Origin of the sequence: Enterobacter cloacae complex sp. 2024EL-00711 (genome assembly GCF_047529885.1) — a bacterium.
In the GTDB taxonomy this organism is placed as follows: domain Bacteria; phylum Pseudomonadota; class Gammaproteobacteria; order Enterobacterales; family Enterobacteriaceae; genus Enterobacter; species Enterobacter ludwigii.
In genome coordinates, this window is the sequence record NZ_JBLIZC010000006.1 from 55,469 (window position 1) to 68,697 (window position 13,229).

Annotated in this window: 9 protein-coding genes and 1 pseudogene; 3 read left to right on the forward strand and 7 right to left on the reverse strand. The window is 55.4% G+C overall.

Annotation, left to right across the window (positions count from 1 at the left end; genetic code table 11):
- The first annotated feature begins 150 nt into the window (after positions 1-150).
- Both ACMVME_RS17255 and ACMVME_RS17260 read left to right on the forward strand, forming a co-directional pair.
- Positions 151-1,570: pseudogene (locus ACMVME_RS17255) on the forward strand (MFS transporter).
- A gap of 10 nt (positions 1,571-1,580) precedes the next feature.
- The gene (locus tag ACMVME_RS17260) at positions 1,581-3,536 is read left to right on the forward strand and encodes a glycoside hydrolase family 127 protein (RefSeq protein ID WP_414743461.1); all 1,956 of its coding nucleotides are present in this window, start codon (positions 1,581-1,583) and stop codon (positions 3,534-3,536) included.
- Positions 3,537-3,630: 94 nt separating this feature from the next.
- Here ACMVME_RS17260 and ACMVME_RS17265 read toward each other — a convergent pair whose 3' ends face one another.
- Entirely contained in the window at positions 3,631-4,371 is a 741-nt protein-coding gene (locus ACMVME_RS17265; protein WP_014168097.1) for a MipA/OmpV family protein, read from the reverse strand.
- Between the two features lie 117 nt (positions 4,372-4,488).
- Between ACMVME_RS17265 and ACMVME_RS17270 the strand changes: the two genes are divergently transcribed.
- Positions 4,489-5,454 carry a LysR family transcriptional regulator gene (locus ACMVME_RS17270; RefSeq protein WP_062777982.1) on the forward strand — a complete coding sequence of 322 codons (966 nt, stop codon included), beginning with the start codon at positions 4,489-4,491 and terminating at the stop codon, positions 5,452-5,454.
- Here the strand turns inward: ACMVME_RS17270 and ACMVME_RS17275 are convergent.
- The 6 genes from ACMVME_RS17275 to ACMVME_RS17300 form a co-directional block, all read right to left on the reverse strand.
- A complete protein-coding gene (locus tag ACMVME_RS17275) occupies positions 5,451-6,989 on the reverse strand; it encodes an aldehyde dehydrogenase family protein (protein ID WP_059305610.1) in 1,539 nt (512 codons plus the stop codon). The two genes, ACMVME_RS17270 and ACMVME_RS17275, sit on opposite strands and share 4 nt — an antisense overlap.
- An 86-nt stretch (positions 6,990-7,075) precedes the next feature.
- Positions 7,076-8,923, reverse strand: a complete 1,848-nt coding sequence (gene selB, locus ACMVME_RS17280) for a selenocysteine-specific translation elongation factor (RefSeq protein WP_047355983.1) — start codon at positions 8,921-8,923, stop codon at positions 7,076-7,078.
- Positions 8,920-10,305 (reverse strand): L-seryl-tRNA(Sec) selenium transferase, encoded by a 1,386-nt coding sequence (gene selA, locus ACMVME_RS17285; protein WP_068795318.1) that lies wholly within the window; start codon positions 10,303-10,305, stop codon positions 8,920-8,922. Before selA ends, selB begins: the two co-directional genes overlap by 4 nt.
- 103 nt (positions 10,306-10,408) lie before the next feature.
- Positions 10,409-11,017 (reverse strand): glutathione S-transferase, encoded by a 609-nt coding sequence (locus ACMVME_RS17290; protein ID WP_014168092.1) that lies wholly within the window; start codon positions 11,015-11,017, stop codon positions 10,409-10,411.
- A gap of 89 nt (positions 11,018-11,106) precedes the next feature.
- A complete protein-coding gene (locus tag ACMVME_RS17295) occupies positions 11,107-12,243 on the reverse strand; it encodes an HlyD family secretion protein (RefSeq protein WP_014168091.1) in 1,137 nt (378 codons plus the stop codon).
- A 2-nt stretch (positions 12,244-12,245) separates the two neighbouring features.
- Complete coding sequence (locus tag ACMVME_RS17300) at positions 12,246-12,602, reverse strand: DUF3302 domain-containing protein (protein ID WP_068795319.1); 357 nt, start codon at positions 12,600-12,602, stop codon at positions 12,246-12,248.
- Between the last annotated feature and the right edge of the window lie 627 nt (positions 12,603-13,229).

Below are 13,229 nucleotides of genomic sequence, written 5' to 3' on the forward strand. Positions count from 1 at the left end.
CTTCCCGATCGAAATCACAAATTTATCATCAGGTCGGAATCGTCACCTTTTTATACTTTTCCCTTCCCTTGTTGGCCTGAGCGTTCGGTGCAGAATGAATGGGGTACCTTGCATAAATACGATAAAAATCGATTACCGAGGAGTTACCTCATGACTTCCACACCGATTACAGAATCACAGGTCGTACAAGGGGCAATGGATGACCGCCTGTCAGTCCGCGAAAAAATTGGCTACGGCCTGGGTGACGCGGGTGGCACGGTCATTACCTGCCTGATCATGAATTTTCTTACCTTCTTCTACACCGACGTTTTTGGTCTGACGCCTGCGCTCGTTGGCACGCTGTTTATTGCCCTGCGCGTGTTTGACGCCATTTCCGATCCGGTGATGGGGGTGATTGCCGACCGAACACAAAGCCGTTGGGGGCGTTTTCGCCCGTGGCAGCTGTGGGTGGCGCTTCCTGTCGGGGTTATCGGTGTACTGACCTTCACCGTGCCTGACGCCAGCATGGGGGTGAAAATCGCCTGGGCGTTTGGTACCTATCTGCTGTTGTCAGTGGGCTATACTGTTGTCAGTGGGCTATACCGCCATCAACGTGCCCTACTGCGCGCTGATCAACACCATGACCACCCGCCACAGCGAGGTCATCTCCTGCCAGTCATGGCGCTTTGTGCTGTGCGGTGTGGCGGGCTTTTTGGTCTCTGTTGGCCTGCCGTGGCTGGTCGCAGCGCTGGGCGAGGGCAACGCTGCCCGAGGCTATCAACTCGGCGTTGGGGTGTTGTGCGCCATCGCCGTGGTGATGTTCCTCTGCTGCTTCTTCTGGGTGCGTGAGCGCGTCCCGCTGGCGCTGATGGGCAAATTCACCTTACGCGAGCATCTGGCCGGCCTGCGCAACAACGATCAGCTCCTGCTGATGCTGGTGATGTCATTCCTGCTGATCAACGTCTTCAACATTCGTGGCGGCGGCTACATGTACTTCATCACCTACGTGCTCCAGGGCAGTACCGCTTATACCTCGCTATTCTTCACGATGGTGACCTTTGCCGCCATTCTCGGCGCGGTGATCGTGAATCCCCTTTCTCGCCGGATTGATACCGTCAAACTCTATTACTACACCAACCTCGTGCTGGCCGCGCTCGCGGCGGGAATGTGGTTTCTACCAGGCGGTCCGGCTCATCAGACGCTCTGGCTGATCGTTATTCTGAGTAACGGCGTCATTCTCGGTTTTACCCTGCCCCTGCACTTCTCGCTGATGGCATTTGCAGATGACTATGGTGAGTGGAAAAACGGGGTACGTTCATCTGGCATGAACTTCGCTTTCAATCTGTTTTTCATCAAGCTCGCCTGGGCGTCCAGCGCCGGGATCATCAGCCTGGTGTTTATTGCCGTCGCCTACCAGCCGGGCGCGGGCAACCAGACGCCAGCCTCGTTACAGGGAATTACTGCGATGGAGACACTGCTCCCCGCCCTTTTCCACCTGCTGCTGGCGGTCTCAATCCGCTGGTGCAGACTCAACAATCCCATGATGTCGCGCATTGCCACCGATCTGCGCCAGCGTCACGTATCGTCCTGAGGAGAATGACATGTCCATAATGGAAGCCGACCTGCACACACTGAACATCAACGACCCGTTTCTCGGGCAGTATCAGCGGCTGGTGCGTGATGTGGTGATCCCCTACCAGTGGGATGCGCTAAACGATCGCGTTACCGAAGCCGAACCGAGTCACGCCATCACCAACTTCCGCATTGCGGCTGGGCTGGAACAGGGGGAGTTCTATGGAATGGTGTTTCAGGACAGCGACGTGGCGAAATGGCTGGAAGCCGTCGCGTGGTCGTTGTGCCAGAAGCCCGACCCGGAACGTGAAAAAACCGCCGATGAGGTGATTGAGCTGATTGCAGCGGCACAGTGTGACGATGGCTATCTCAACACCTACTTCACGGTGAAAGCACCCGGTGAGCGCTGGACGAACCTTGCCGAATGCCACGAACTGTACTGCGCCGGACATATGATTGAAGCCGGCGTGGCCTATTTTCAGGGGACCGGAAAACGCCGTCTGCTGGAGGTGGTATGCAAACTGGCGGACCATATCGACCGGGTCTTTGGCCCCGGCGAGGAGCAGCTTCACGGTTATCCGGGCCATCCGGAAATTGAGCTGGCGCTTATGCGGCTTTACGACGTCACTCAGGAACCGCGTTACCTGGCCCTTGTGAAATATTTTATCGACACGCGCGGCACGCAGCCTCATTTCTACGATATCGAATATGAGAAACGGGGCCGGACATCGTACTGGAACACGTACGGCCCGGCGTGGATGGTCAAGGACAAAGCCTATAGCCAGGCGCATCAACCGCTTGCCGAACAACACACCGCCATCGGCCACGCGGTTCGATTTGTCTATCTGATGGCGGGTATGGCGCATCTTGCTCGCCTGAGTCATGACGAGGGTAAACGCCAGGACTGCCTGCGGCTGTGGAATAACATGGCCCAGCGACAGCTCTATGTTACCGGCGGGATCGGCTCGCAAAGCAGTGGCGAAGCCTTCAGCAGCGATTACGATTTGCCTAACGATACGGTATATGCCGAAAGCTGCGCCTCCATTGGCCTGATGATGTTTGCCCGCCGGATGCTGGAGATGGAAGCGGACAGCCAGTACGCCGACGTGATGGAGCGTGCCTTATACAACACGGTACTGGGCGGCATGGCGCTGGACGGTAAACATTTCTTCTATGTGAACCCGCTGGAGGTACACCCTAAAACGCTGGCATTTAATCATGTCTACGACCACGTTAAGCCGGTTCGCCAGCGCTGGTTCGGCTGCGCCTGTTGCCCGCCCAATATCGCCCGCGTGCTCACTTCGCTGGGCCACTATCTCTATACCGTTCGTCAGAACGCGCTCTTTATCAACCTCTATGTGGGGAACGACGTCGCCATACCGGTAGATGAGGGCACCTTACAGCTACGGATTAGCGGTAATTATCCATGGCAGGAAGAGGTCAACATCGAGATCACCTCACCTGTCCCGGTGACCCACACGCTGGCACTACGTTTACCGGACTGGTGCGCAAGCCCGGCCGTGTCACTGAACGGCGAAAGGGTCACGGGTGATGTCTCCCGGGGGTATCTGTACCTCACCCGCCGCTGGCAGGAGGGAGATACCCTTACGCTGACCTTACCCATGCCGGTCCGCCGCGTGTACGGTAACCCGCTGGTACGCCAGCAGGCCGGTAAAGTCGCGCTGCAGCGTGGCCCGCTGGTCTACTGCCTGGAAGAGGCCGACAATGGCGCGAACCTGCATAACCTCTCCCTGCCTGAGCAGAGCGAATTTCGGGTCTTTGAAGGAAAAGGGATCTTTGCGCACAAGATACTGATTCAGGCGGAGGGTATCGCGCGTCACGCTGATGAGGAAGGCACGCAGGCACTGTGGCAGTACGATCGCGCCCCGGTGCAGCGCCAGCCCCGGACGTTGACCTTTATTCCGTGGTTCAGCTGGGCAAACCGGGGAGAAGGCGAAATGCGGATTTGGGTGGATGAGGCCTGAAGGCATCTGTCCTGTCAGCCTCACCCCAACCCACTCCCACAGGCGCGGGAGATAAAAACCGAGGCCGGGTAGGCAATCGCCACCCGGCTTTAGATCAGAAACGCCAGGACATGCCGGTCATCAGCGCGAAACTGTCTTCGCGATCGATCATCGGACTGTTCTTCACGTCGTCAGGTAACACGGTATAGACCGCGCTGGCGTTGATAAACAGATTCTGGGTTAACTGATATTTAGCCGCGAGACCCACATACGGCGTCCAGCTATCACCTGCGGTGTATTCATTGAGGCCTGAGCGGCGAGACTCATTGCCGGATACACCGTAGTAGTAATCGTTATAGCTTTCGTCGCTGTAGAAAATACCTACCGATGGCGTCAGCGTCAGACGTTCCATCCGAACCGGACGGAAGTATGAGATTTCACCGATCACGCCGCCGCTCTCATCCATCGCATCACCCGAAACCGCCACTTTCAGCGAGCCCCAGTGTTCATGGCGGTAGTACGCCCCGCCGAGAAACGCTGATGCTTTACGCTCATCGAGGTGTTTCATCTGAGCGTCGTCGTTATCTTCAGGATCAAATCGCAGTGGCATCCACGATGCGGTCATGCTGAATTCATTTTTTTCGTCTTTCCACAGGATCCATCCGCCGGTGGTCTGGCGAATATAAAACCGGTCGCCTTCATAGCTAATTAACGGTACCGCCGTGGTATTTTCGTTATATCCTTTATAAGGCGACTCATTAAATACAGCCCCCGCCCCAAGTGAAAAGTCACCAGCCATTGCAGATGATGTTGCAAATAACGTGGCTGCGATGAGTAAATTGTATTTAATAGTCATTACATGTAATCCATTTAGACGCCAAACAAGCGAGGCGAATAATAATGGTTACAAATTTGCCAATGCAACGCTGCAGTTTATATAATATTATATATAAAAACATATAGATGGGTGCGCATGATGAATAAGTTCCAGCTAAAACCACGCGAGTTAAAAATTATTTCCGTCATCGCAGCCACCCACAGTATTGGCGATGCCGCAGCCCTGCTGGGCATGGCACAGGCTAACGTCAGTAAATACCTTTCTGATTTTGAAACGCGTGTCGGTCTTAAGGTATTTGAGCGCACGACCCGTCAACTGGCGCTAACCCAGTTTGGCGAAGCGTTACTCCCCTACATTGACGCCACGCTGGATAAAAATAGCCAGCTCATTAATTTCATTGCTGATTATAAGCATGAGAAGCGCGGAAAAGTGACCATTTACGCCCCAACGGGTATCGTGATGTATCTGGCGCGACACGTGATCCATCAGATTGAGGACATCGGTGATATCCGCATCTCGTTAAAAACGTACAACCTGGATCGTAATGAATATTCCGAAGGGGTCTCGTTCCCCGATGATTGCGATATTCTCATTACCTATGCTCAGCCGAAAGATGAAAGTCTGGTCGCCAGTGTATTAACGAAATATTCCGTCACGGCATTTGCCACTGAAGAATATTTGAAAAACCACCCCTTAACCGGACCTGAAGATTTAATTAATCACTCCTGTATTTTAATAGACTCGATGCTGGTGGATGAGGCGAACATCTGGCGTTTTCGCGTCCACGGCAGTGAGACCGTATATGATTACAGAGTGACCGGAAATTATATTTGCGACAATACGCAGACGGCGCTGGAACTGGCCCGAAATAATCTCGGTATTGTTTTTGCGCCGAAAGAAAGCCTGAAAAAAGAACTTAAGAGTGGTTCTCTGGTTCCCTGCTTCCCGCATCAGGAAGAGTGGTGGCTCGACCTGACGGCAATATTCCGCAAACGTGAATACCAGCCCTGGCGCGTGCAGTACATTCTGGACGGCGTACTGAACTGCCTGCGTCAGCAAATTGCTCAGGCTGCCCAAGGGCAGCCTGAGCTGGAGGGTTAGAACAGCCCCAGTGGTTTATCGGAATAACTCACCAGCAGGCATTTCGTCTGCTGATAATGCTCCAGCATCATCTTGTGGGTTTCACGCCCGATGCCCGACTGCTTATAGCCCCCAAAGGCCGCGTGCGCCGGATAAGCGTGGTAGCAGTTGGTCCACACGCGCCCGGCCTGAATGCCCCGCCCCATTTTATAAGCCAGATTACCGTTGCGGCTCCAGACGCCAGCCCCGAGGCCATACGGCGTATCGTTAGCAATCTCCAGCGCCTCTTCCATCGTTTTGAAGGTGGTGACGGCCAGCACCGGTCCGAAAATTTCCTCCTGGAAGACGCGCATGTTGTTTTTGCCGAACAGGATCGTCGGCTCCAGGTAATACCCGTCCTGCAGATCGCCGCCCAGCATTTTACGCCGACCGCCGGTCAGGACATCCGCCCCTTCTTTCTTGCCGATATCAATGTAGTTGAGGATAGTGTCCATCTGCCCGTGCGAGACCTGCGCGCCCATCTGAGTCACGTTATCAAGCGGGTTACCGCTGCGGATAGACTCGACGCGGCGAATGGCTCGCTCCATAAAGCGCTCATAGATAGACTCCTGCACCAGCGCGCGGCTTGGGCAGGTACAGACTTCACCCTGGTTAAAAGCAAACAGCGCAAAGCCTTCCAGGGCTTTATCGAAGAAGGCATCCTCTTCCTCCATGACGTCGGCGAAGAAAATGTTCGGCGATTTACCGCCCAGCTCCAGGGTCACTGGAATGATGTTCTGGGTCGCGTACTGCATGATCTGCTGACCCACTTCCGTCGACCCGGTAAACGCGACTTTGGCGATCCGTTTTGAGGTCGCCAGATATTCCCCTATCTCACCCCCCGCCCCGTTCACCACGTTAATCACGCCTGGCGGGAGAAGGTCGCCAATGACTTCCATCAGCAGCAGGACTGACAGCGGGGTCAGGCGGGCCGGTTTGAGCACAATGCAGTTACCCGCCGCCAGCGCGGGCGCCATTTTCCAGCTCGCCATCAGCAACGGGAAGTTCCACGGAATGATCTGCCCCACCACGCCCAGCGGTTCGTGGAAGTGGTACGCCACGGTGTCGCTGTCTACCTCGCTAATTCCGCCCTCCTGAGCGCGAATACAGGAGGCAAAATAGCGGAAGTGGTCAATGGCCAGCGGCACGTCTGCCGCCATCGTTTCACGGATTGGCTTGCCGTTATCCCAGGTTTCCGCCGTTGCCAGTAGCTCCAGATTCTGTTCCATCCGGTCAGCGATTTTGAACAATATCGCCGCTCTGTCCTGAACAGAGGTATGCCCCCATTTGTCTTTGGCTTTGTGCGCGGCGTCCAGCGCCAGGTCGATATCCCCCTTGCCGGAGCTGGCTATCTCACACAGCGGCTGGCCGGTAACGGGCGTCAGATTGGAATAGTATTCGCCGTCGACGGGTGCAACCCAGTCGCCGCCGATAAAGTTTTCATAACGGGGCTTCAGCTTGAGGGGAAAACCATACTCGCCAGGCTGGATACGCGATGAGGGAGGATTGTTTGTCATGACCGTCTCCTTGCTGTTGGTGTACAACAAGGGTAGTTCCGGCTGGCGATTTTCTCGCCAGCCGGTAACGGTGTTTACGACGGGGGTCACGGAGTTTCAGGAAATAATAACGAATCCCGCAATAAATGATCGTTGCCACGACGACGGGTAAAGCCGATGCGGTTGAAATATTCCAGGATCTGGATCGCCAGCTTGCGCCCGACGTTCAGCCGATCGCGGAAATCTGCTGCGCAGGTCGTGCCTCGCGCCTGATCCAGCTCGCGGATCAGGTTTGCAAACGCCACAATACGATCGTTACGGTAATAACGATCTTTCACGATCGCGACGATTAATCCCTGCTGCGCCGCATGGCGCAATACCTGGCGCATCACCTGTTCGTCAGTATTCGTTTCACGTGCGAGATCGCGAACCCACCACGGCTCGTCGCCAAACAGCGGGGCTACTTTCTGCCATATCGCCTCTTGCCCGGCGTTAAACCCGGCTTTGTGATCCGGCAGATGCAGCCAGCCATGGTGGCTTTTTATCAGCCCACTTTCGCGCATGTTTTCAATCAGCAGCAGCACCAGCGCATCGTTTTCCATCGGCAACGCCATGCGTCGCAGGCGTTCACGTCCCGGGCCGGGTTCATCCTGATGCTGTTCATGGTAAGTGGCGAGCGTGGTCAATACCTTGCGCTGCCAGCATGCTGCGACCGGGGCATTCAGTAAATTGTTACCCGCCTGAATAAAACCAGGCTCCTGGGTCAGCAGGCGTAATCCTTCCGCGCTGAGCTGACGAGCCCATGCGAAATCGCTCAGATTGACGGCACCGCGCTCAAGATGAACAAGCAACGCGGCTTTATCATCCGCGGCCTGCGCCAGCGCTCCCAGCCATTGCAGATACTCCGGCTTGCGCTTGCCGCGACGCGGCGGGTTGAGCGTGACTACCCGCGCCCCGGCCAGCGTCTCCCGGGCCGAAATGTCACGCAGTACCAGACGGTCATTATCCGCGAGCCACAGTGGCGAATCGAAAACCAGTTCGGCAAGGTCGTTTTCCAGCAGTGACACGCGCCCGGTGATATGGCTGGCCGCGTGGTGGATATGCAGCGGCTGCCATTGGGTCAGCGGCACATGCGTCTGCAGGGCGACGATCGCCCGCTCAGAAGGCTCTGGCGGTACACCGGCCAGCAGCCAGTCGCCACGGTTAAGCTTCTCTTTTTCCGCATCGCCCGCAATATTGAGCGCGATCCGCTGCCCGGCATGGGCATGCTCTACGGGCTGGTTCTGCGCATGCAAACCGCGCACACGCATCGGGGCGTTGGCACCCGTGAGCCATAAGGTATCGCCCACGTTCACTTCACCGCTCAGCGCGGTACCGGTGACCACCAGCCCCGCGCCTTTAACGGTAAAGGCCCGGTCGATCGCCAGACGGAAACGATGATGGCTGGCATGCTCGCGTGAAGTAAGCTGCTGCAAATGGTGGCGAAGTTCGTCAATACCGCGCCCTTCTGTCGCCACTGTGACGAACAATGGCGCATCGGCAAATCCATACTCCCGCAAGGTCGCCTGTACGGTTTCGCGCACCGCGTTGAGTCGCGCCTCATCGACGCGGTCAGCTTTGGTCAGCGCAACGGTCAGCTGCGGGTTGCCCGTCAGCTGTAAAATTGCCAGATGTTCACGCGTTTGCGCCATCACGCCGTCATCACAGGCCACCACCAGCAGAGCATGATCGATGCCACCGACGCCCGCCAGCATGTTAGAAAGAAACTTCTCGTGTCCCGGTACATCAATAAAACCCAGCACCCGGCCATCAGGCTGAGGCCAGTAGGCATAGCCCAGATCGATGGTCATGCCGCGTTTTTTCTCTTCCGGCAGACGATCGGCATTCACCCCGGTCAGGGCCTGTAATAAGGTGGTTTTTCCGTGGTCGACGTGACCGGCGGTGGCAATAATCATTTCAACAGCATCTCCAGAAATCGCGCTTCATCTTCAAGACAGCGTAGATCCAGCCACATTCGGCCATCGTAAATGCGCCCGATAACCGGTGCTGGCAAGGCACGCCAGCGCGCCGACAAAGCGTCAAGCTGGCTGCCGCGCCCGTCACGGGGTGTAAACGTGAGCGCTGCGCTGGGCAGCCTGTCCACCGGCAGTGAACCGCTGCCGATCTGCGACTGACAAGCTTCAAGGCGCACGTCAAAATCGGGGTAGTGTGGCGCAACGTGTGGCAAGAGCAGCTCACCCTGGGCGCGAATTGAGGCGGCATCACGGGCCAGCAGGCGCAGCGTGGGCAGACGTTCAGCCAGTTTTTCCGGGTGGAGATAAAGGCGCAGCGTCGCTTCCAGCGCGGCAAGCGTCATTTTATCGGCTCGCAGTGCACGCTTGAGCGGGTGCTGCTGCAGCTTCGCAATAAGCGCACGTTTACCCACGATAATCCCCGCCTGCGGGCCGCCAAGCAGTTTGTCGCCGGAGAAACTCACGAGACTGACGCCCGCCGCAATCATCTCCTGCGGCATGGGCTCTTTTGGCAGACCGTACTGGCTCAGATCGACCAGCGAACCGCTACCGAGGTCGGCCACCACCGACACACCCAGCTCACGGCCCAGCTCCGCCAGCTCCGCCTCTTCAACGGTTTTGGTGAATCCGGCTATCTGGTAATTACTGGTGTGGACCTTCATCAGCAGCCCGGTATTTTCATTCACTGCCGCGCGATAATCTTTTGCATGCGTGCGGTTGGTGGTGCCCACTTCATGCAGGGTACAGCCCGCCTGGCGCATAACATCCGGAATGCGAAACGCACCGCCAATCTCGACCAGCTCGCCACGGGAAACCACCACCTCTTTACCGCTGGCGGTCGCTGCCAGCATTAACAGTACCGCCGCCGCGTTGTTATTCACGATGCAGGCATCTTCTGCGCCGGTCAGCTCGCAGAGCAGGTCCGCCAGCGCCCGATCGCGATGTCCGCGCCCTGCGCCGTCCAGATCGTACTCAAGCGTCACGGGGGAACGCATGGCCTGCACGACCGCAGCGACGGCCTCTTCTGCCTGTTGAGCGCGACCAAGGTTGGTGTGCAGCACGGTTCCCGTCAGGTTGATGACCGGGCGTAACGCGCTTTGTGCTTTCTCCTCGAGCCTCAGCTCCACTTCCTGCCCCCACGCCGCACACCAGTCCGGCAATGCATTTTCTGTCTGAATATGGCTGCGGGCTTCGTCCTGAAGCAGACGTAATATTTCAACCGTCGCGGTATGGCCGAACCGCGCAACGGCAGCATGTACGCGCGGCTCGCGAAGAAGACGGTCGGTTGCAGGGATCTGGCTGTACAGGGAGTGATGAGTTGTCATGAAAGCGCCTGGCGAGTAAATATCATCCCCCCTCCCGACGGGAGAGGGAGTCAACATAAGAAGGGATTGTACCGCCTCCTGCTGCGAAGTGTTATAACCCGCATCAAGCCTTTGGCGGTTCGGTACGGGCAAAGCTCTCGCGCTGAAAGAGCGTTTCTGCAAGCTTCACCAGCAATGGACGGTCGACGCACCAGCCGGGGGAAACGTGGCGGAAATTGAGATAACCGATGGCGCAGGCAATGGCTATCGTTGCCAGGTTCAGGCTATCGGGTTGAATTTTTCCCTCCCGGATAAGCTGTTCGCACCAGTCCAGGCTGCGGCTGATTTTTTCACGCTGGCGTAACAGTTCCGTTTCAGACTGCTGGGCGGCGGGTCTTGCCTGCTCGCGTACGGACGTTAACGCCGCATCCATAATACCGTCGGCCAGCGCTTCAATTTGCTTCATTGCCAGCGCCGCGTTTGGATCGGCCGGTAACATCGCCGGGGCCACGCCGAGCAGCTCGATGTACTCCGCAATAATGGGGGAATCAAACCAGTACTGGCCTTCGTCTGTTACCAGCGCCGGCACTTTTCCCAGCGGGTTGTACTGCGCCACACCGTTTTCAGCGTGATAAGGCTGTTCATTGACGAACTCGAATTCAATCCCTTTCTCCAGCAGGAGAATCGAGATTTTTCGCACGAAGGGACTGGTGTAGCTGCCGATAAGTTTCATTGCCTGATCCTTGATGCCGAAAAAAGTCAGTATGGATCAAGCGATGAAAAAAGGGCAGGTATGCGTGTCGCATTCCTGCCCTGAAGGGGTTAGTGATCGAGATAGAGGTAGTGCATCCAGCTGGTCATACGCAGCAGCACCTTACGCATTACCGAGACGTGAGCAAAGTGATCCGAATAGACCGCCACCTGAGCATAAATGCCGTCGGGCAGCGCATCGACATCAGCATTCGGCTCCAGCTCGATAGTGCCTAATACGCCATCGGTGCCAGGGATCACGGTCAGCGACTGCAGCGCACCCTGCGCCTGGTATGACCCCCCCGGCACCACCGGCAGAATACTGGTGAGCTTGCCGGAGAAGACCTGGCCCGGCAGCGCGTTGAAGACCACTTCCGCTTCGTCGCCCGGCTTCAGACGCAGCAGCGAGTTCTGACGGAACTGGGCCACAATCTGGCGTTTCTGTTCAGGAATAAAGACCATGACCGGGCGCAGCGGCAGCGCGGCAGCATAGGTCCCCGGACGAATCAGCACCTGCGTGATATAGCCATTGCTCGGCGCACGCACCACGGTCTGATCCAGGTTGTATTTCGCTTCAGCAAGCTGAGCACGCAGGGAAGCAACCTGGGATTGCTCACCGTTGACCATACTGTCTAACTGACTTTGTATTTGCGTCTGTTCAGCCACCGAGCCTTTTACCAGCGCATCCTGCGCCAGATAGTTTTGCCGTGCGTTGTCGATATCGCTTTCAGAGAACGGGTTAACCTTTGCGCGGCTGCCTTTCAGGTAGCGCTGGTAATCTTTATACAGGCGATCACGTTCAGCAGACACGCGCGTGGTATTGGCGACCGCTTCCGCAAGCTGCGCTTTGAGATTGTCGATGTTGTGCGTGGCGGTGACCAGGTCGGCCTGCAGTCTGTCGACGCGCGCCTGATAGCGGCCCGGATCAAGTTTAAATAACACTTCGCCTTTTTTAATTAGCTGGTTATTTTTATCGGTAACTTCACTCACTACCCCAGTAACCTGCGGCGTAATCGGAATGGAAATAACCGCTTTTTGCGCCGTAAAGGTATAGGGATGGTTATAGTTCATCAACAGGATAAGCCCGGCGACAATAAACACCCCACCTAATGTTGCGGTCGCGAGGGTCCACTGGTTTACCGGAATACGGAATATTTTAAAAATGGCCCAGGCAAAGGCCACATAGGTCAAAATAATCAGCAGATCCATGATTAGTGCTCCAGCGTGTTCTTGTCAGCCTTGGGAGGTACCGCTGCCAGTTTTTGTTCTAATTCGGCCACACGTTTAGTCAGAGCATCCATACCCGGGACCTCATCAGGTTTTGAGATGTGGTTCTGCATCCCCCAGCCGCGATCTTCACGGTACAACGTGGCCCAAATCCACAGGAACGGCCAAATCGCATGGAGCGTAAACAGGCTAATCCATCCCGCCGTATGAATGGCATCCGCATGGGGATGATTCCGTTTTTTGGCCATATTATAAGGAATATCATGGATGGCGATGATTCCGTAAAAAAGAACCAGAAATACAAAAATCAATACGCCCAGCGCAAAATAGTTGAGAAACATATTCTCCTCACTTAAACAACGTCAACTCATTAAATTAATAAAACGGTACGCAACCTAATTAATTTTTTATAAATACGAGGTGTACTTATATTTCAGAGCCGGGGAGTATCGTTTTTTATAATATCTCCATGCAAGTTTATAAGCGTGTCAAAATATATCCTGAATAATAATAGACTTAACCTTACAATATGAGCGTAACGTACCTTATTGCTTTTCGCCATACCACACATGAAAAGTCATTTTTTAGCTTTATGTGTGACTTCATGACATCCTGGCGTTGAATCGCCAGGCAGAATTTGTCGCCGATCACATCCGGAGAATTCTGCATAAAAATTTTTTGTGAAATTAGTCACAATCCAGAAACAAACTCACGACAACCAAATGTGATTTACATCACAGAAGTGGGTGGTTTTTGCTTTATTTATCGCCATCGTATTTTTTTTATCCACCATTTTTGTGATGAAGATCACTTCATTCATGTCTGCACCCCCTACATTTACGTGATTCATATCACACAAATTTCCGTCGTCTGGACAGTTGAACGATTCAGTGCCAGATTTCACAGCATCAGAACAGGGCCCGGCTACCTCTGCCGCCTCATTAACAATAAACCTCGGGCCGCAAGCC